The following is a 19,109-nucleotide window of genomic DNA, read 5'->3' as shown; positions in this document are numbered from 1 at the left end:
GGAACGCCGTCGTCCGGCGCGCCTTCGCCCGGCGCGGCGGCACCCGCCTCGGCCCCGCTCGCCTCGGCCCGCGGAACGCCGCCGATACCGTCCACCAGTCACTCCCGTCCGGTTACACGGCGCCTCCCCGGCCCCCTTCGATCCTCCGGCCGCCGCCTCTTGTGTCCATTGTCCCCGTACGGGCGGTCAACCCTGCGCGGTGCCGTTCTCCGCGTCGGCGCCGGGCCGGTCGACCAGCTCGATCTGGTCCAGCGCGTTGCACCAGCGGCAGCGCACCGACTCGACCGTCTCGCTGAGCACCTCGGTCTCCTCGATCGACGGCGCGCCCGCGAGATCGAGGTGGACGTACTCCACGACCCGCGTCGAGCGGGTCACGTCGAAGCGGGTGAGATTGCCGCACAGCGTGCAGCGCCAGCGCGTGGTGTCGGTCGGCAGGGGAACCGGCATCGGGTCTGCACCTCTTCCTCGGGCATACGTGACGGGGGTTCCCCCAGCCGATGGCCGGCGGAGGGCGAAACGTCCCGGGTCACCCTACGGCCTCGGAGGTACGGCGCGCTGCGGCGAGGCGGCCTATGACCGTTACGCCCGGTCCGTCATCATCGGTCCATGGTCATCCCGGTGTACGACAAGAACCCCGTCCGCCGTCCACCGGTCGTGACATACGGGCTGATCGCCGTGTGCACCGTGGTCTTCCTGCTCGGCCCGCTCTCCGGCTTCAACACCTCGTACGGGACCGGCGAGCGGCTGCAGTGCGCGCAGTCGGGCTACTTCAACCACTGGGGCGTCATCCCGTACGAGTTGTTCCACGGGCAGCTCCCGCCCGACCGGCTCGGGCTGCCCTCCGGGTGCCCGGTGCCGGACGCCTTCACCAAGGTGCCGTTCGTCTCCGTGCTCACCGGGATGTTCCTGCACGGGAGCTGGCTGCACCTGATCGGCAACATGCTCTTCCTCTACGTCTTCGGCGACAACGTGGAGAACCGCATGGGCAGGGTCCGCTTCGCCGTCTTCTACCTGGTCGCGGGGTATCTGGCGACCTACGGTTTCGCGCTGGCCAACAGCGAGTCGGCGCAGACCCTGGTGGGCGCCTCCGGGGCGATCTCCGGGGCGCTGGGCGCGTACCTCTACCTCTATCCCCGGGCCCGCGTCACCAGCCTGTTCCCGTTCCTCTTCTTCATCCCACTGCGCTTCCCCGCCTGGGTGGTGCTCGGCTTCTGGTTCGTGCTGCAGTGGCTGGCCGCGCAGACCGCGCGCAACGGTCCCGGCGTCGCCTACCTCGCCCATGTGGTCGGCTTCGCCTTCGGGTTCCTCTGCGCCTGGGTGTGCTACCGGCCGCGTCGTAAGGTAGGGCTCGTATTCGGGTCGACCCAAGGAGACATCCAGCCGTGATCACCGCGATCGTGCTCATCAAGACGTCAGTCGACCGCATCCCCGAGATCGCCGAGTCGATCGCCGCGCTGGAGAACGTCAGCGAGGTCTACTCGGTGACCGGGACGTACGACCTCGTGGCGCTGGTGCGGGTGGCCCGGCACGACGACCTCGCGGACATCATCCCGGGCCGGATCAGCAAGATCCCCGGCGTCCAGGTCACCGACACCCATGTCGCCTTCCGCACCTACTCGCAGCACGACCTGGAAGCCGCCTTCGCCATCGGCCTCGACTCGTAGCGCCGCCGGCCCGCCCGCGGGCCGGCGTCAGCCGCGGTCGGGGACGCAGCGGCCGTCCTCGGTGCGGTACTTCCAGCGGGCGCCGTCGCGGACGAGCTCCCGCACGGCGCGCACGAAGCGCTCGATGTGCTCGTCGGGCGTCCCGGCGCCGAAGCTGACCCGGATGGCGTTCAGGGAGCGCTCGCCGGGCACCGCCTCGGGCGCCCCGCACTCGCCCGGCGCGTCCGGCTCGCCCCCGAGGAGGGTGCGGACCAGGGGGTGGGCGCAGAAGAGGCCGTCGCGGACCCCGATGCCGTACTCCGCGGAGAGCGCCGCGGCGAAGTGCGAGCTGTTCCAGCCCTGGACGACGAAGGACAGCACGCCCACCCGCGGCGCGTCCTCGCCGAAGAGCGAGAGCACCCGCACCTCGGGGACCTCCGCGAGGCCCTCCCGCAGCCGGGCCAGCAGCTGCTGCTCGCGGCTGACGAGCCGGTCGAACCCGGCCTCGGTGAGCGCCTTGCACGCGGCGGCGACCGCGTAGACGCCGATCACGTTGGGCGAGCCCGCCTCGTGCCGGGCGGCGGTGGTGTGCCACTCGACGTCGACCCCGCCGTCGGCCCGGCGGGCGACCTTGCGGCTCGCGCCGCCCCCGGCGAGGTACGGCTCCGCCTCGCGCAGCCAGTCGGCCCGCCCGGCCAGCACTCCGGAGCCGAAGGGGGCGTACAGCTTGTGGCCGGAGAAGGCGACCCAGTCGACGTCGAGCGCGGCGACGTCCACCGGGTGGTGCGGGGCGAGCTGCGCGGCGTCGAGCACGATCCGGGCGCCGTGCCGGTGCGCGGCGGCGGCCAGCTCCCGTACCGGCCACAGCTCGCCGGTGACGTTCGAGGCACCGGTGACGCAGACCAGCTTGGGGCCCTTGGGCGCGGCGTGCAGCGCCACGTCGAGCGCGGCGACCGCCTGCTCGGGGGTGCGCGGCGCCGCCAGGTAGGTGACCTCGGCGCCCTCGGCGCGCTCCCAGGGCAGCAGCGAGGCGTGGTGCTCGGTCTCGAAGACGAAGACCCGGGTGCCGGCGGGCAGCACGGCGGCCAGCAGGTTGAGCGAGTCGGTGGTCGACCGGGTGAAGACCACCTGGTCGTCCGCCCGGCAGCCGAGGAACGCGGCCACGGTCTCCCGGCTCTGCTCGAACAGGTCGGTGGAGAGCTGCGACAGGTACCCGGCGCCGCGGTGCACGCTGCCGTAGTACGGGGCGTACGCCGCCACGTCGTCCCAGACCCGCTGCAGCGCCGGGGCGCTGGCCGCGTAGTCGAGCGCGGCGTACGTCACCTCGCCGCCGGTCACCAGCGGCACGCGGACGTCATGCCCCAGAACGGGCAGCGGGGTACAAATCTCTCGGTCGGTGGCAGCGAAGGACACAGTCATGGCGAACTCCCGTAAAAGGCAGGCGACATCACCGCACGCCCGCGGCCGGAGGACACACCGGCGGATGCACGCGGGGCGGAGCGGGACGGATTTCGTCGAACGGATGCGTCGGACGCGCGGCAGAGCCCTGCGTCGACGTGATGGCGGTACGGCGGAACCGGGCCGACAGGCCCTATCGCATTCGCTTACGCATGAGAGAACTCCCCAAGTCCGGCTTGCCGAGAGCCTCGCTGCTCACGGCCTGGTCATCACCCGGGGCACCCCGCCTCGGACGGAGGGTTGCCGGACAGCGAGCCGGGGCCTTTGCGCTGTCACTCGTGACCTGCTCAGCATTCTGCCACAGGGCGGCGCACGCACAAGTCGCCGTCCATGGAGTGGACGGCGACTTGTGCGTGCGTACGTCCTGCTACGCGTTGCTCGCCGCGGCCCACCGCTCCAGCGCGGCGGCGGCCCGGCCCGAGTCGATCGACTCGGCCGCCCGGACCAGCCCGGCGGAGATCTGCTCCTCCAGCGAGCCGCTGGTCGGCGACAGCGCCACGAGCGCGGCCGCCGAGTTCAGCAGCACCGCGTCGCGTACCGGCCCGGTCTCGCCCGCGAGCACCCGCCGGGCGACCTGCGCGTTGTAGGCCGCGTCGGCGCCGCGCAGGGCCTCCACGGGCACCAGGCCGAGACCGACGTCGCGCGGGTCGAAGGGAGTCTGCTCGACCTTGCCGTCACGCACCACCCACACCTGGGAGGTGGCGGTGGTGGTCAGCTCGTCCAGACCGTCGTCGCCACGGAACACCAGGGCGGAGGAGCCGCGTTCGGCCAGCACCCCGGCCAGGATCGGCGCCATCCGAAGATCGGCGACACCGGTCGCCTGCGCCCGCACCCGGGCCGGATTGGTCAGCGGGCCGAGGAAGTTGAAGGTCGTCGCGACCCCCAGCTCGGCGCGCGCGGTCGCCACATGGCGCAGCGCCGGGTGGAACTTCACCGCGAAGCAGAAGGTGATCCCGGCCTCCTCCGCGACCTCGACGACCCGCTGCGGGGTGAGCTGGAGGTTGACCCCCAGGTGTTCGAGTACGTCGGAGGCGCCGCTGGCCGAGGACGCGGCCCGGTTGCCGTGCTTGACGACCTTGGCGCCGGTGCCCGCCACCACGATGGCCGACATCGTGGAGATGTTCACGGTCTTGGCCCGGTCGCCGCCGGTGCCGACGATGTCCACCGTCTTGCCCGGCACCTCGATGGTGTTGGCGTGCGCGTACATCGCCCGCACCATCCCGGAGACCTCCTCGACGGTCTCCCCCTTGGCCCGCAGCGCGACCGCGAACCCGGCGATCTGCACGTCGGTGGCCTCACCGCGCATGATCGTGTCCATCGCCCACCCGGTCTGCGCCGCGGTGAGGTCCCGTCCGGCCAGCAGGGTGCTGAGGACGTCGGGCCAGGAGGGGGCCGCCGGGCTGTTGCCGCCTGCCGGGGTCACAACGCTCATGGTCCACGCTCCTGGTGGTCGGGAAGGGTTCCGCGCGCTCAGCCTAGCGGCGGGCCGACCGTGCGGCGGCCGCTGCCCGCACTGCGGACGCCCCTGTCCCGCAACGCCTCCGGGCCGGCCCCGGCGCCCCCGAAGGGACACCGGGACCGGCCCGGAAGGTGGCGTTGCTCAGCACTGCTCAGCGGTGGTGCACCGTACGGCTAGTGGTGCCCGTGCCCGCTGGTGATCTCCTCGTACTCCTCGACGGTGGGCTTGGGGATCTGGCTGCTCTCCCCGTAGAACCCACGCGACAGCTTCGCCCGGAGCTTCTCGACCGGGTTGGCCTTGCGCTCGACACCGTTCTCGTCGACCTCGGGGCCGATCTCCAGCGGGGTCGGCTGGACGTGCGCGGTGAGGATGTGGCGCTGCTCCTGCGAGAGCGGCTCGTGCACCTCGATGAACTCGCCGTGCGGCAGCCGCTTGATGATGCCGGTCTCGCGACCGTGCAGCACCTTCTCGCGGTCCCGGAGCTGCAGGCCCAGGCAGATCCGCTTGGTCACGTAGAACGACGCGACCGGCAGCGTGAAGAAGCCGATGCGGACGAACCAGGTGATCACGTTGATCGACAGATGGAAGTGCGTGGCCCACAGGTCGTTGCCGCCACCGATCAGCAGCACGAAGTACATCGTCAGCCAGGCGACACCGAAGCCGGTGCGGACGGGGCGGTTGCGCGGGCGGTCCAGCAGGTGGTGCTCACGCTTGTCCCCGGTCACCCAGGACTCGATGAACGGGTAGACCGCGATCGCCGCGAGGACCAGCGGGAAGATCATCAGCGGTACGAACACACCCAGTGCCAGCGTGTGGCCGAAGCCTCTGATCTCCCATCCGGGCATCACACGGATCAGGCCCTCGGAGAAGCCCATGTACCAGTCGGGCTGGGCTCCGGTGGACACCTGGTCCGGCCGGTAGGGACCCATCGTCCAGATCGGGTTGATGGTGGCGACCGCGGCGAGCGCCGCGATCAGACCGAAGACCAGGAAGAAGAAGCCGCCCGCCTTCGCGGTGTACACCGGCAGCAGCGGCATGCCGACGACGTTCTTCTCGGTCTTGCCCGCACCCGGGAACTGGGTGTGCTTGTGGTAGAAGACCAGGATCAGGTGCGCGACCAGCAGACCGGCCATCAGGCCCGGCAGCAGCAGGATGTGCACCGAGTAGAAGCGCGGCACCAGGTCGTGACCGGGGAACTCGCCGCCGAACAGGAACATCGAGATGTACGTGCCCACGATCGGGGTGGCGAGCACCGCGCCCTCGGCGAACCGGATACCGGTGCCGGAGAGCAGGTCGTCGGGGAGCGAGTAACCGGTGAAGCCGGTGAACATGCCGAGGAACAGCAGCGTCCAGCCGAACAGCCAGTTGATCTCACGCGGCTTGCGGAAACCGCCGGTGAAGAACACGCGCATCATGTGCACGATCATCGCCGCGACGAAGATCAGCGCGGCCCAGTGGTGGATCTGCCGGATCAGCAGACCACCGCGCACCTCGAAGCTGATGTGCATGGTCGAGGCGTACGCCTCCGACATCCGCACACCCTGCAGCGGCACGTACGGGCCGTGGTAGACGACCTCGCTCATGCTGGGGTGGAAGAACAGCGTCAGATAGACACCCGTGAGGATGAGGATCGTGAAGCTGTACAGGCAGATCTCGCCCAGCATGAAGGACCAGTGGTCCGGGAAGATCTTGCGCAGGTTGGACTTGGCCAGCTTGTAGAGCCCGAGCCGGCTGTCGGTCCACTCCGCGACCCGCTGCCCCGCGGGTGCTTTGCCCCGGCGGACAGGGGCTTCGGTCGTTGTAGTCATCAGCGCTCCCAGAAGGCCGGACCGACGGGCACCGCGAAGTCGCCGAGGGCGACGAGGTTGCCCTCACCATTGACGCTGATCCGAAGCTGCGGCAGCGGGTGTCCCGCTGGGCCGAAGATCACCCGGGCACCGTCGGACAGGTCGAACGTCGACTGGTGGCACGGGCAGAGTACGTGGTGCGTCTGCTGCTCGTACAGGCTGATCGGACAGCCGACGTGAGTGCAGATCTTGGAGAAGGCGACGATGCCCTCGTGGGCCCAGTCGGCTTCCTGCTTGTCCTTGATGTCGTCCGGCTTGAGCCGCACGATCATCAGCGCCGCCTTGGCGATCTGCTCCTGGAAGTCCTCCTGCGACTCCTCCAGGCCCTCGGGCTTCGCGAAGGTGAGCGAACCCACCACGATGTCCTCGGGACGCAGCGGCTTGTTGGTGTTCATGTTGACCAGCGTCTTGCCCTTGGCCCACATGGTGTGACGGAGCTTGTCCTCCGGCAGCGGGCCGAGGTCGCGCAGGATCACCAGACCGGACAGCGGCACCAGGGTCAGCGCGCCGAGCATGGTGTTGCGGATCAGCTTGCGCCGTCCGAAGCCGCTCTCCTTCGCGCCCTGGATCCACTGCGCCTCGACGTTCGCGCGCAGTTCGTCGTCCGCGTCCGCACGGTGGCGTTCGTCGGCGATCTCCTCGTCGGACATCAGGGTGCGGGCCCAGTGGACCGCGCCCGCGCCGATGCCGAGCAGCGCCACGGCGAGCGTGAGGCCCAGCGAGAAGTTCAGCGCACTGACGTTGCCGAACGGGAAGATGAAGACGATCTTGTCGACCGGGAAGATCACGAAGCACGCGATGAACGCGATCGTGCCGAGCATCGACAGGGTGAACAGCCCCGCCACCACTCGCTCGGAGTGCTTCGCGGCCCGCTCGTCGATGTCCTGGCGGCGGTACTCGTGGGCAGGATGCCCGGGGTTGGCGAACGGGTCCTCGGTGACCGCTACTTCGCTCCCGTGAGCATGGTGCTCACTCGGCAGGTTCTCTGACACGTCTTTGTGAGATCCAGTCTCGCTCATGACTTCTTGGCCTTAGTCGTCCGGGCGGCGACCCAGGTCGCGATGCCCAGTAGCGTCCCGAGTCCGAAGACCCACGCGAACAGGCCCTCCGACACCGGGCCGATGCTGCCGAGGGAGAGACCACCGGGGCTCTCCGACTTGGCGCTGTCCACCTCGTGCAGGTACGCGATGATGTCAGCCTTGGTGTCCTGCGGCATCGTGGTGTCCGGGAAGGACGGCATGCTCTGCGGACCGGTCAGCATGGCCTCGTAGATGTGCTTGGGATCCACGCCTTCCAGGGTCGGCGCATACTTGCCATCCGTCAACGCCCCGCCCTTGCCAACGAAGTTGTGGCACTGGGAGCAGTTGGTACGGAACAGCTCGCCGCCCTTGGCGGAGTCCGCGCCGGCCGGACTGTACTGGTCCTTGGTGGGGATGGCGGGACCCGGGCCGAGCGACGCGATGTACGCGGCGAGCTGGTCGATCTCGGCCTGGCTGTAGATCACCTTCTTCTTCGGGATCTGCGCGCCGGGCTGCTGTGCGGGCATGCGGCCGGTGCCGACCTGGAAGTCCACGGCCGCGGCGCCGATGCCGACCAGGCTCGGGCCGTCGGAACTGCCCTGCCCGGACATACCGTGGCAGCTGGCGCAGCCGACCGAGTACAGCTTCTTGCCCTCGGTGATCGCGAGGGACTGAGCCGAATCGTCAGCCTGCGCCTTGGGCGCCGGCGCGAGCGCGGCGTACAGCCCCCCGGTGGCCGCGAGCGCGAAGAGTAGGACGACAAGCGCCGCCAGCGGGTGGCGCCGTCGTGCGGAGAGCTTTTTCACGGATTACCCCGGTGTCAGGATCTCTTGCGTCGATGCTTCTGGAATGTGTGTGTGGTGCGCGACCGACTACTTGATCAGGTAGATCGTGGCGAAGAGGCCGATCCACACGACATCGACGAAGTGCCAGTAGTAGGACACGACGATGGCAGCGGTGGCCTGCTGGTGGGTGAACCGCTTGGCCGCGTAGGTACGGCCGAGCACCAGCAGGAACGCGATCAGGCCGCCTGTCACGTGCAACCCGTGGAACCCGGTGGTCAGATAGAACACCGAGCCGTACGGGTCTGAGCTCAGCGAGATCCCGTCCTTCTTGACCAGGTTGGTGTACTCGAAGATCTGCCCGCCGATGAAGATCGCGCCCATCACGAAGGTCACGATGAACCACGACCGGAGCTTCTTCACATCACCACGCTCAGCGGCGAAGACGCCCATCTGGCAGGTGAAGGAGGAGAGCACGAGGATCGTCGTGTTCGTCGCCGAGAACGGGACGTTCAACGCATCGGCGTGTGCCTTCCAGAAGTCGGCACCCGTGACCGACCGAAGGGTGAAGTACATCGCGAAGAGGGCCGCGAAGAACATCAGCTCGGAACTCAACCAGATGATGGTTCCGACGCTGGTGAGGTTCGGCCGGTTGACCGACGGGTGCGCGTGCCCGGTTTCTACTGCAGTTGCTGTCGCCACGTCCGACATTATGTCGGTCGCTTATCTGGCGCTCACTCCGGGGGGTCCCCTTCGGTGTGTCCAGGCCCCAGGGCTACCCGCGTGGCGTAGTGCGCCAGTCCCTCGAACGAGGGATGACGGTGTGTCCGGCGGATCTTCGACGGGTCGGAACCCTCCTCGTCGGGGCGGTCGCGGGAGTAGCATCCGAAGAGATTGAGAACGCCTTCACGAGGAGGAACCACGATGCAGGCGACCGCCACGGTGCTGGTCTACAGCGACGACGCGAACACCCGGGAACAGGTCCGGCTCGCCGTCGGCCGCAGGCCCGCCGCCGATCTGCCGCCGGTGGAGTACGTGGAGTGCGCGACGCTGCCCGCCGTTCTCACCGAGTTGGAGCGCGGCGGCATCGACGCCTGCGTCCTGGACGGCGAGTCGGCCCCCGCGGGCGGCATGGGTGTGTGCCGCCAGGTGAAGGACGAGATCTTCCGCTGCCCGCCCGTACTGGTGCTCATCGGCCGTCCGCAGGACGCCTGGCTGGCGACCTGGAGCCGGGCCGACGCGGCGGTCACCCACCCCGTCGACCCGGTGGCGCTGGCCGAGACGCTGGCCACGCTGCTGCGGGCGCGGATCGCGCCGAAGACGAAGGCTGTCGCGACCCGCTAGACCCGCCGTACAGCGCCCAGGGGCCGCCCTGAGACCCCTGGGAGCGCCTGCCGCCCGCTCAGACGGTCTGCGGGCGGAGTCGGGAGGGGTCGGCGGGGGCGGCCGCGGGCTCGGGCCCTGCCGTCCCGTCCGTGCCGCTGGAGCCGGTGCCCGAGGTGGCGCCGGTCTTGGTGTCGGGCTTCGTGCCGGATGTGGTGCCGGTCTTGGCGGCGGTCTTGGTGTCGGGGGCGCTGTTCTTGGCGGCCGCGGCCTTGCCCTGCGTCCCCAGGGCGCTGCCCTGCTTCCACTGCGCCCAGGTCAGGTTCCAGTCACCGAAGCCGTTGTCGAACGGCGTCATCGTGTCGCCGAGGCTGTTGACCACCTGGACGATGTCGCCCTGCCGGACGTTGTCGAAGAACCAGTGGGCGTTCTCGGTGCTCATGCCCGTGCAGCCGTGGCTGACGTTCGCCGATCCCTGCGAGCCCTCCGACCAGGGCGCGGCGTGGACGTACTCACCGCTCCAGGTCACCCGGGTCGCCCAGTAGACGGGCAGGTCGTACGAGTCGGAGCTGCCGGCGGCTATGCCGATGCTCTCGCTCTTCATCTGGACGAAGGACTCCTTGCCCAGCACGACCTTGATGCCGTTGCGGGTGGAGAAACCCGGCTTGCCGGTGGTCACGGGTATCGTCTTGACGACCTTGCCGTCCCGCTTGAAGGTCATCTGGTCGGTGGCGGCGTCGGTGAGCGCCTCGACGCGGTCTCCGGTGTGCAGGGTGAGCTTCTTGTCAGGACCGCCGTAGAGCTTGTCCTGCACCTTCACCCCGTTGAGGGTGCTGGTGACATCGATTTTCGCGTTGTTCGGCCAGTACGTGCTGGGCCGGTAGTGCAGGGTCCGGTCGTCGACCCAGTACCAGGATCCCTGGGCAGCCTGCGGGGTGGAGGACACCCGCAGGTTGCCCTCGACTATCGCGCGGGCCTTGGGGTCCTTCACGGGGGTGCTGAGCGCCGCGGTGACCGGCTGCCCGACACCGTAGGTGCCCGCGTCGGGGCCGAAGGTCACATGGAGTCCGGCGTCGGCCGGGGTGGTGTCGAAGCCCAGGACCTTGCGGCCGGGGTGGCCGTCGGAGTCCTCGGTGCTCACCCGGACCGTGTAGTGGGTTCCTGCGGCCAGCGGGGACGTGGAGTGCCATGTCATCCCGTCGGCGCTGAGTTCACCGCGTACGTAGCGTCCTGCCGCGTCCGTAGCGGTGACGTCGGTTATCCGGCTGCCGTCCCGTTCCACAGTGACCTGTAGTGGTTTGGACGGGTCTGCCTTGCCTCCGGCGGCCGACCCGTAGGCGACCTTGGCGGCTGCGGTGTGCGGGGTGGCGGCGAGTGGGTTGCCGCCACCGCCGCAAGCGGTGAGCCCCACCGCGAGGGGCGCGGCAACGAGGGTGCAGCGCAGCGCGATCCGGCGTCCGAATTTGTGGCTCATGCACTCAAGTTATGAACGGCCGCGGGATCCCGCGCGGTGAGAGCGTGCAAAAGGGGCAGGCCTCGGCACCTGACTGCGGTGCCGGGGCCTGCCCGGGGTGGTACGTGGGTGCTGCGGGTGCCGCTGCGGGCGTCCTACTGGGTGCGGTTCTCACCGTGGTAGTACTCGAACACCCAGCCGTAGATACCGATCAGGATGACCGGCAGCGAGGCGTACAGCAGCCACCAGCCGAAGATGATGCCCATGAACGCCAGCGCGCCGCCGATGCCCAGCGCGAGCGGCTGCCAGCTGTGCGGGCTGAAGAAGCCCAGCTCACCGGCGTCGTCCGCGATGTCCGCGTCCTCCCGGTCCATGGCCCCGGTGTCCGCCCGGCGCGCGGTGAACGCCAGGTAGAAACCGATCATGGTGCACAGCGCGAACGCGAGGAAGAGGGCCGTGGTGCCCGCGGGCTCCTTGGACCAGATCCCGTAGACGATGGCGGACGCCAGGATGAAGACGGCGAAGCCGAGGAACATCTTGCCCTGGATCTTCACTGACCGGCCTCCTTGCCCTCAGAGCCCGACAGCGACCTGCCGCCGTGGCCACTGCTCGCCAGCGCGTCGATCGCGGAGATCTCCGGGTGGTGCAGGTCGAACGCCGGGGATTCCGAGCGGATGCGCGGCAGGGTGGTGAAGTTGTGCCGCGGCGGCGGGCAGGACGTCGCCCACTCGAGCGAGCGGCCGTAGCCCCACGGGTCGTCGACCTCGACCTTCTTGCCGTACTTCGCCGTCTTCCACACGTTGTAGAGGAACGGCAGGATCGACAGGCCGAGCAGGAACGAGCTGATGGTGGAGATGGTGTTCAGCGTGGTGAACCCGTCCGCCGCCAGGTAGTCCGCGTAGCGGCGCGGCATACCCTCGGCGCCCAGCCAGTGCTGGACGAGGAAGGTGCCGTGGAAGCCGAAGAACAGCGTCCAGAAGGTGATCTTGCCGAGCCGCTCGTCCAGCATCTTGCCGGTCATCTTGGGCCACCAGAAGTGGAAGCCCGCGAACATCGCGAACACCACGGTGCCGAAGACGACGTAGTGGAAGTGCGCGACCACGAAGTACGAGTCCGACACGTGGAAGTCCAGCGGCGGGGCCGCCAGGATCACACCTGTCAGACCACCGAAGGCGAAGGTGATCAGGAAGCCGATCGACCAGAGCATCGGGGTCTCGAAACTCAGTGACCCCTTCCACATCGTGCCGATCCAGTTGAAGAACTTCACACCGGTCGGTACCGCGATGAGGAACGTCATGAACGAGAAGAACGGCAGCAGCACCCCGCCGGTGACGTACATGTGGTGCGCCCACACGGTCACGGACAGACCGGCGATGGAGATCGTCGCGGCCACCAGGCCGATGTAGCCGAACATCGGCTTACGGCTGAAGACCGGGATGACCTCGGAGATGATGCCGAAGAACGGTAGGGCGATGATGTACACCTCTGGATGGCCGAAGAACCAGAAGAGGTGTTGCCAGAGCAACGCGCCGCCGTTGGCGGCGTCGAACACATGCGCCCCGAATTTCCGGTCGGCCTCCAGGCACAGCAGCGCGGCGGCGAGCACCGGGAAGGCGAGCAGGACCAGGACACCGGTCAGCAGCACGTTCCAGCAGAAGATCGGCATCCGGAACATCGTCATGCCGGGTGCGCGCATGCAGATGATCGTGGTGATGAAGTTGACCGCGCCGAGGATGGTGCCGAAGCCGGAGAGCGCCAGACCCATGATCCACATGTCGGCGCCGACGCCCGGCGAGCGGACCGCGTCCGACAGCGGGGAGTACGCGAACCAGCCGAAGTCGGCCGCGCCGTCAGGGGTGACGAACCCGCCGACCGCGATGAGCGAGCCGAACAGGTAGAGCCAGTAGGCGAACATGTTCAGCCGCGGGAACGCCACGTCGGGCGCGCCGATCTGCAGCGGCATGATCCAGTTCGTGAAGCCGGCGAAGAGCGGCGTCGCGAACATCAGCAGCATCACGGTGCCGTGCATCGTGAACGCCTGGTTGAACTGCTCGTTCGACAGGTACTGGTTGCCCGGCCGGGCCAGCTCCGCACGCATGAGCAGCGCGAGCACGCCGCCGATGATGAAGAAGGCGAACGAGGTGATCAGGTACATCGACCCGATCGTCTTGTGGTCGGTGGTGCTCATCCACTTGACGATGACCGAGCCGGGGCTGTGCCTGCGTACCGGGAGTTCGTCTGCGTAGGAGTCGTCGGCAGGAGCCGCGCCCTGCGGTTCGTTGAGAATGCTCATGTGGTCTTGGGCTCCGAGTTCTTCGCGTTGCCCGTGGTGGCAATGCCTGCCGGGATGAACCCGGTCTGACCCTTCGCCGCCAGGTCCTTGAGGTGCTGCTGGTACTGCGCGGGCGTGACGACCTTGACGTTGAACAGCATCCGCGAGTGGTCCACACCGCACAGCTCCGCGCACTTGCCCTCGAAGGTGCCCAGCTTGTTGGGCGTCACCTGGAAGACGTTGGTGTGACCGGGGATGACGTCCATCTTCATCAGGAACGGCACGATCCAGAAGGAGTGGATGACGTCACGCGAGGTCAGCACGAAGCGCACCGACTCGTTCACGGGAAGCCAGAGCGTCGGGCCGGGCAGACCGGTGTCCGGGTTCTTGCTCGCCGGAGTACCGACGTCGTAGACACCCTCAGCCCCGTGCGGCAGCGCCAGCTTGTCCGCGGGGATCTGGGACAGCTCCCGCGGTACCACCGCGGGGGTCGCCGGATTGCCGTCCACGTTCTCGACGTAGTTGAAGCCCCAGCTCCACTGGAAGCCCACCACGTTGATCACGTGCTGCGGCTTCTTGGAGGTGTCCAGGATCCTCGACTCGTCACGGGCGGTGAAGTAGAACAGCACCGCGATGACGATGATCGGGACGATCGTGTACAGGGCCTCAAGAGGCATGTTGTAGCGGGTCTGCGGAGGGACCTCGACCTTGGTCCGGCTGCGCCGGTGGAAGATCACGCTCCACAGGATCAAGCCCCAGACCAGGACACCGGTCGCCAGTGCGGCGGCCCAGGAGCCCTGCCACAGCGCGAGGATCCTGTGTGCCTGTTCCGTGGCCGGGCTGGGCATGCCCAACCGCGGATAGTCCTTGTCAGAGCAACCAGTGGCCGTCGCCAGGACCAGGCCCGCAGCCAGCGCCTGCGGCAGCTTCCGCCGCAGGCGGCGCCGCGACGTGGGGGTGCCGCCCACGCCCATAGGGCCGTGGGGGAGGTCGGAGCCGTTGGGACTCACGTAGCGCCTTCCCGAGAGTCTCGCTCGCGCGTCCCGGGTGCCCGGCCGTCAGCTGGTCGGTCGGCCCGTGCGCGCGGGCAATAGGTGTGGATGTTTATGCGGACCAAACCCTACTGGACGCTATTTGGGGTCGCGCGGGGAGGGGGGCCAACGCGCCGGGGGGAACCCCGAAGGGATGGAATCCCGCAGTCTGGAGGGGGTCGGGCCGTGTGGGCGGGGGTGGTTGTAGCGTGCTGACGTGTCCTATTTCGATATGGCTTCTGCCGCCCCGCTGCACCCTGTTGCCCGTCAGGCACTGCTCGCCGCGCTCGACGAGGGGTGGGCGGACCCGGCCCGGCTCTACCGCGAGGGACGCCGGGCGCGGTTGCTGCTCGACGCGGCGCGCGAGGCCGCGGCGGAGGCGGTGGACTGCCGCCCCGACGAACTGGTCTTCACTCCTTCGGGGACACGGGCGGTCCACGCCGGGTTGTCGGGCGCGATGGCGGGCCGCCGCCGGACGGGCCGTCACATCGTGGTGTCCGCCGTCGAACACTCCTCGGTGCTGCACGCGGCGGAGGCGTACGACGCGACGCCGGTGGCCGTGGACCGCGTCGGCCGGGTGAGTGCGGAGCAGTACGCGGCGGCGCTGCGCGAGGACACCGCGCTGGCGTGCCTGCAGTCCGCCAACCATGAGGTGGGTACGGTCCAGCCGGTCGCCGAGGTGGCGGACGCGTGCCGCGCGGCGGGGGTGCCGCTGCTGGTGGACGCGGCACAGTCGCTGGGCTGGGGCCCGGTGGAGGGCGCCTGGTCGCTGCTGGCGGCCAGTGCCCACAAGTGGGGCGGGCCGCCCGGTGTGGGGCTGCTCGCGGTGCGCAAGGGCACCAGGTTCGCCTCCCAGGAGCCCGCGGACGAACGGGAGTCGGGCCGCGCGCCGGGATTCCAGAACCTGCCCGCGATCGTCGCCGCGGCGGCCTCGCTGCGGGCCGTACGCGCCGAGGCGGCGGCCGAGGCGGAGCGGCTTTCGGCGCTGGTGGAGCGGATCAGGACCCGGGTGCCGCTGCTCGTGCCCGATGTGGAGGTGGTCGGCCACGGCACGCTGCGGCTGCCGCACCTGGTGACCTTCTCCTGCCTCTACGTGGACGGCGAGGCGCTGCTGACCGGTCTCGACCGGGCCGGGTTCTCGGTGTCCTCCGGCTCCTCGTGCACATCGAGCACGCTGACGCCCAGCCATGTGCTCAAGGCGATGGGCGTGCTGTCGGAGGGCAACGTACGGGTGTCGCTGCCGCCGGGCACGGCGGCCGAGGACGTGGAGCGCTTCCTCGGCGTGCTGCCGGGTGTGGTCGCGGACGTCCGCGCCGCGCTGGGCGCCCCGGCCGCCGCTCCCCCGGCGGCGGCTGAGCCCCTGGACCTCGCCGAGGACGCGCCGGGCGGGTCGGACCCGGACGGCGGCCTGGTGGTGGACTCGCTGGGCAAGCTCTGCCCGATCCCGGTCATCGACCTGGCCAGGGTGATCGGCGACGTGCCGGTGGGCGGCCTGGTCACCGTGCTCTCCGACGACGAGGCCGCCCGGCTGGACATCCCCGCCTGGTGCGCGATGCGCGAGCAGGAGTACGTCGGGGAGCGCCCGGCAGAGCGCGGCACCGCGTACACGGTGCGGCGCCGCGTCTGACGGACGGACGGCCGAGTGGCCGGGCGGTCAGCGCAGGTGCGACTGGACCTCGGTGGCGGCGCTGTCGCCGTACGCCTTGCTGAAGCGCTGCATGAAGTGGCCGCGGCGCAGTTCGTACTCCTGGGTGCCCAGCGTCTCGATGACCAGGGTGGCGAGCATGCAGCCGACCTGGGCGGCGCGCTCCAGGCTGACGCCCCAGGACAGGCCGGACAGGAACCCGGCGCGGAAGGCGTCGCCGACGCCGGTCGGGTCGACCTTGGCCTGCTCCTCGGCGCAGCCGACCTCGATCGGGGCCTCGCCCTTGCGGTCGATGCGTACGCCCTGGGCGCCGAGGGTGGTGACGCGGGCGCCGACCCGGTCGAGGATCTCCTCGGCGGTCCAGCCGGTCTTGGCCTCGATCAGGCCCTTCTCGTACTCGTTGTGGAACAGGTACGCGGCGCCGTCGAGCAGCACCCGGATGTCGTCGCCGTCCATCCGCGCGATCTGCTGCGAGAAGTCGGCGGCGAACGGGATACCGCGGGACCGGCACTCCTCCGTGTGGCGGATCATCGCCTCGGGGTCGTCGGCGCCGATCGACACCAGGTCGAGGCCGCCGACCCGGTCGGCGACGGCCTGCAGCTCGATCAGCCGGGCCTCGCTCATGGCGCCGGTGTAGAAGGAGCCGATCTGGTTGTGGTCGCTGTCGGTGGTGCAGATGAAGCGGGCGGTGTGCAGCACCTCGGAGATCCGCACCGAGGCGGTGTCCACACCGTGCCGGTCCAGCCACGCGCGGTACTCGCCGAAGTCGTTGCCCGCCGCGCCCACCAGGATCGGCGAGGTGCCGAGCTGGCCCATGCCGAAGCAGATGTTCGCGCCGACACCGCCACGGCGTACGTCGAGGGCGTCGACCAGGAAGGACAGCGATACCGTGTGCAACTGGTCTGCGACGAGCTGGTCGGCGAACCGACCGGGGAAGGTCATCAGATGGTCGGTGGCGATGGAACCGGTAACGGCGATACGCACGGCGGCAGACTCCTGCGAAGGGTGGGCGGCGCTGGCTTGCGCCAACGCTACCGGTTGGGGCGGCGGATCAGGACACGGCGAAACTACCCGATAGTAGGGCTTTCTCCTGGGTGCCCACCTGCCTAGTGTCGAAGCATGAGCCACACTCCCCCCGTCGCATTCCCCGCTTCCCCGCTCGCCGACCCGGAATCGCTGGAGCAGTTGATCGGCGACTGCCGGCAGATGGCTGAGCACTGGAAGGTCCCGGCCGCCAAGGCGCAGTCCGTGGTCGCCCCGGCCAGCCTGCACGGCATCACCGTCCCCGCCGCGTCCGCGCACGTGGTGGAGGGTATGGCGGAGTTCGGCGACTGACCCCCGGCCGCGCTTCCCCGCGCGCCTGACCGGGACAGCGGAACCGCCCGGCGGCCCGCCGCGTCACATCGGCACCTGATGGGTACGGAGCCGAAGGAGTACGCGGTGGGCACCGAGCGCGACGAGGAGAAGGCGGACCGGACGGAACACGCGGCCGAGCGGAACGACGCCGACCGCCCCGCCCGCAGGTCCCGGCTGACGATTGTGGCGGTGGCGGTGGCCGTCCTGCTGGCCGGGGGCGGCGGCGCGATCTGGGCGGCGAACGGCACAGGTGGCGGCAGCGGCGGCAGCCCGTCGGCGCACCCCGCTCCGCTGCGGATGGACGACGGCACCGCACCGGTCGAGGGCAGCGGCGGCGGCCCCGCCAGCACGGTCGGCGGCCCCGCGTACAAGCTGACGGGCACGCTGCCCGGCGGCCCGAAGGCGGCGCCCGTCTACCGGCCCGACGGCCAGGTGGACTCGGCGGCCGTCACCCGGTTGGCCTCGCTGCTGGGGGTGAAGGGGTCAGTGGTCTCCGACCACGACTCCTGGCGGGTCGGCGGCACCGCGGACGGCAGCGGGCCCGAGCTGCTGGTGAGCAAGTCGGGGCCCGGCACCTGGTCCTACACGCACTACGGCCCGAACACCTCGGTACGCGAGGACGCCGGTCCGCCCGCGACGGACGTGAAGCCGGGGTCGGTGCCGGGCGCGCCGCCCGCCGGGGTGGAGCGGCCCATGAGCGGCGGCTCGGGCGGCAGCGCGCCCGGTGCCTCCAGCTCCGACAGCACCTCGTCGAGCGTGAACGCGGGCGGCACCTCCACCATCACGTCGTCGGACACGCCGCCGGTCTCCGAGTCGCGGGCCAAGGCGGCGGCAGCCCCGGTGCTCGCCGGTCTGGGGCTCTCCGGGGCGCATGTGGACGCCACCCGGACGGCCGGGGCGATCCGTACGGTCTCCGCCGACCCGGTGGTGGGCGGCCTGCCCACGCACGGCTGGGCGACCAGTCTGCAGATCGGGTCCGACGGCACGATCGCCCTCGGCTACGGGCGGCTGGCGACGCTCGCCAAGGGCGACACCTATCCCGTGGTCAGCGCGGCGCAGGCGTTCAAGGACCTCAACGCGGACGTGATGCACCCGGACAACATCATCTACTACTGCCCGATGCAGCCGCCGCTGCCGAAGCCGAAGGCGTCGCCGACCGGCTCGGGTGACGACAAGACGCTGCCGCACTCGATGCCGTGCAGCCCGGGCAACGGCAATCCGGTGGAAGTGCGGGGCGCGGTCTTCGGGCTGGCCCTGGAGTTCGTGTCGGGTACGCAGAGCCTGGTGCCCGCCTGGCTCTTCGACACCGCGCAGGCCGGCGTCCGCGGGACGGACACGGTGGCGCAGACCGCTGTCGACCCGAAGTACATCCAGCGCACCGGCCCGGTGGCCCCGTCGCCGATCCAGCCCGGCACTCCGGCGCAGCCGGCGTCCCCGGCGCCGTCCACGGGGCCCGAGCACCCGGTCGACCCGCTGCCGCCGCGCCCGGTGCGGGCGGACTCGTACCACGCCAGCGGCAGCACCCTCACGGTCACCTTCACCGGCGGGCTGTGCAGCAACTACACGGTGACCGCCCAGGAGACGGACTCCCAGGTGCGGGTGAGCATCCTGTCGCGGGAGAAGAAGCCCGGGATGATGTGCCCGATGATCGCCAAGGTGTTCTCGCAGACCGTCCAGCTGAAGAAGCCGCTGGGTGACCGCAAGGTCGTCGACGCGGCGGACGGGCAGACCCTGCTGGCCCGCTGACCCGGCCGGCCCGCGAGGCGGAGCCTCGTACGGAAAGACAGCGGCGGCCGCACCCTCGGACGGAGGGCGGATGGC

The 19,109-nt window shown here is 69.9% G+C and carries 18 protein-coding genes and 1 riboswitch; of the genes, 6 read left to right on the top strand and 12 right to left on the bottom strand.

Features of this window, described 5'->3' with window-relative positions; all coding sequences use genetic code 11:
• Window positions 1-186: 186 nt before the first annotated feature.
• Window positions 187-447 (bottom strand): hypothetical protein, encoded by a 261-nt coding sequence (locus AB0M29_RS32975; RefSeq protein WP_365389444.1) that lies wholly within the window; start codon window positions 445-447, stop codon window positions 187-189.
• 159 nt (window positions 448-606) lie between these two features.
• On the opposite strand from AB0M29_RS32975, the gene AB0M29_RS32970 reads away from it, so the two are divergent.
• Window positions 607-1,386 (top strand): rhomboid family intramembrane serine protease, encoded by a 780-nt coding sequence (locus AB0M29_RS32970; RefSeq protein WP_365389442.1) that lies wholly within the window; start codon window positions 607-609, stop codon window positions 1,384-1,386.
• The gene (locus tag AB0M29_RS32965) at window positions 1,383-1,664 is read left to right on the top strand and encodes an Lrp/AsnC ligand binding domain-containing protein (protein WP_365389441.1); all 282 of its coding nucleotides are present in this window, start codon (window positions 1,383-1,385) and stop codon (window positions 1,662-1,664) included. Before AB0M29_RS32970 ends, AB0M29_RS32965 begins: the two co-directional genes overlap by 4 nt.
• Window positions 1,665-1,691: 27 nt before the next feature.
• On the opposite strand, the gene AB0M29_RS32960 is transcribed toward AB0M29_RS32965, so the two are convergent.
• The 6 genes from AB0M29_RS32960 to AB0M29_RS32935 all read right to left on the bottom strand — a co-directional run bounded on the left by AB0M29_RS32960 (window position 1,692) and on the right by AB0M29_RS32935 (window position 8,919).
• On the bottom strand, window positions 1,692-3,062 hold the full coding sequence (locus AB0M29_RS32960) for an aminotransferase class V-fold PLP-dependent enzyme (protein WP_365389439.1): 1,371 nt from the start codon (window positions 3,060-3,062) through the stop codon (window positions 1,692-1,694).
• Window positions 3,063-3,268: 206 nt separating this feature from the next.
• A riboswitch (SAM riboswitch) is annotated at window positions 3,269-3,385 on the bottom strand.
• A gap of 83 nt (window positions 3,386-3,468) precedes the next feature.
• Window positions 3,469-4,533 carry an anthranilate phosphoribosyltransferase gene (gene trpD, locus AB0M29_RS32955; protein WP_365389437.1) on the bottom strand — a complete coding sequence of 355 codons (1,065 nt, stop codon included), beginning with the start codon at window positions 4,531-4,533 and terminating at the stop codon, window positions 3,469-3,471.
• A 200-nt stretch (window positions 4,534-4,733) separates the two neighbouring features.
• Window positions 4,734-6,368, bottom strand: a complete 1,635-nt coding sequence (locus AB0M29_RS32950; RefSeq protein WP_365389435.1) for a cytochrome bc complex cytochrome b subunit — start codon at window positions 6,366-6,368, stop codon at window positions 4,734-4,736.
• Window positions 6,368-7,426 carry a Rieske 2Fe-2S domain-containing protein gene (locus AB0M29_RS32945; protein ID WP_365389432.1) on the bottom strand — a complete coding sequence of 353 codons (1,059 nt, stop codon included), beginning with the start codon at window positions 7,424-7,426 and terminating at the stop codon, window positions 6,368-6,370. The genes AB0M29_RS32950 and AB0M29_RS32945 overlap by 1 nt, the downstream gene beginning before the upstream one ends.
• On the bottom strand, window positions 7,423-8,232 hold the full coding sequence (locus AB0M29_RS32940; RefSeq protein WP_365389430.1) for a c-type cytochrome: 810 nt from the start codon (window positions 8,230-8,232) through the stop codon (window positions 7,423-7,425). Before AB0M29_RS32940 ends, AB0M29_RS32945 begins: the two co-directional genes overlap by 4 nt.
• A 66-nt stretch (window positions 8,233-8,298) precedes the next feature.
• Window positions 8,299-8,919 carry a heme-copper oxidase subunit III gene (locus AB0M29_RS32935; RefSeq protein WP_093784508.1) on the bottom strand — a complete coding sequence of 207 codons (621 nt, stop codon included), beginning with the start codon at window positions 8,917-8,919 and terminating at the stop codon, window positions 8,299-8,301.
• A 213-nt stretch (window positions 8,920-9,132) separates the two neighbouring features.
• Between AB0M29_RS32935 and AB0M29_RS32930 the strand changes: the two genes are divergently transcribed.
• Window positions 9,133-9,552, top strand: a complete 420-nt coding sequence (locus tag AB0M29_RS32930; RefSeq protein WP_365389429.1) for a hypothetical protein — start codon at window positions 9,133-9,135, stop codon at window positions 9,550-9,552.
• 58 nt (window positions 9,553-9,610) lie between these two features.
• Here AB0M29_RS32930 and AB0M29_RS32925 read toward each other — a convergent pair whose 3' ends face one another.
• The 4 genes from AB0M29_RS32925 to coxB all read right to left on the bottom strand — a co-directional run bounded on the left by AB0M29_RS32925 (window position 9,611) and on the right by coxB (window position 14,266).
• Entirely contained in the window at window positions 9,611-11,005 is a 1,395-nt protein-coding gene (locus AB0M29_RS32925; RefSeq protein ID WP_365389427.1) for an Ig-like domain-containing protein, read from the bottom strand.
• A gap of 134 nt (window positions 11,006-11,139) precedes the next feature.
• On the bottom strand, window positions 11,140-11,538 hold the full coding sequence (locus AB0M29_RS32920) for a cytochrome c oxidase subunit 4 (protein ID WP_365389426.1): 399 nt from the start codon (window positions 11,536-11,538) through the stop codon (window positions 11,140-11,142).
• Window positions 11,535-13,277: a cytochrome c oxidase subunit I gene (gene ctaD / locus AB0M29_RS32915; RefSeq protein ID WP_365389423.1), complete on the bottom strand. Its 1,743-nt coding sequence runs from the start codon at window positions 13,275-13,277 to the stop codon at window positions 11,535-11,537. Before ctaD ends, AB0M29_RS32920 begins: the two co-directional genes overlap by 4 nt.
• Entirely contained in the window at window positions 13,274-14,266 is a 993-nt protein-coding gene (gene coxB, locus AB0M29_RS32910; RefSeq protein WP_365389421.1) for a cytochrome c oxidase subunit II, read from the bottom strand. The genes ctaD and coxB overlap by 4 nt, the downstream gene beginning before the upstream one ends.
• A gap of 238 nt (window positions 14,267-14,504) precedes the next feature.
• On the opposite strand from coxB, the gene AB0M29_RS32905 reads away from it, so the two are divergent.
• The gene (locus tag AB0M29_RS32905; protein WP_365389420.1) at window positions 14,505-15,914 is read left to right on the top strand and encodes an aminotransferase class V-fold PLP-dependent enzyme; all 1,410 of its coding nucleotides are present in this window, start codon (window positions 14,505-14,507) and stop codon (window positions 15,912-15,914) included.
• A gap of 27 nt (window positions 15,915-15,941) precedes the next feature.
• Here the strand turns inward: AB0M29_RS32905 and AB0M29_RS32900 are convergent, their stop codons facing one another.
• Window positions 15,942-16,916, bottom strand: coding sequence for a carbohydrate kinase family protein (locus AB0M29_RS32900; RefSeq protein ID WP_365389418.1), 975 nt, complete (start codon window positions 16,914-16,916; stop codon window positions 15,942-15,944).
• A 135-nt stretch (window positions 16,917-17,051) separates the two neighbouring features.
• Here AB0M29_RS32900 and AB0M29_RS32895 point away from each other — a divergent pair, with 135 nt between their 5' ends.
• Together AB0M29_RS32895 and AB0M29_RS32890 are read left to right on the top strand one after the other, a co-directional pair.
• A complete protein-coding gene (locus tag AB0M29_RS32895) occupies window positions 17,052-17,267 on the top strand; it encodes a hypothetical protein (protein WP_365389417.1) in 216 nt (71 codons plus the stop codon).
• Between the two features lie 78 nt (window positions 17,268-17,345).
• On the top strand, window positions 17,346-19,034 hold the full coding sequence (locus AB0M29_RS32890) for a hypothetical protein (RefSeq protein WP_365389415.1): 1,689 nt from the start codon (window positions 17,346-17,348) through the stop codon (window positions 19,032-19,034).
• Window positions 19,035-19,109: the final 75 nt, after the last annotated feature.

Origin of the sequence: Streptomyces sp. NPDC051976, assembly GCF_040680795.1 — a bacterium.
Taxonomy (GTDB): domain Bacteria; phylum Actinomycetota; class Actinomycetes; order Streptomycetales; family Streptomycetaceae; genus Actinacidiphila.
The sequence above is the reverse complement of the archived record's forward strand: the minus strand, read 5'-3'. Positions and strand labels throughout refer to the sequence as shown.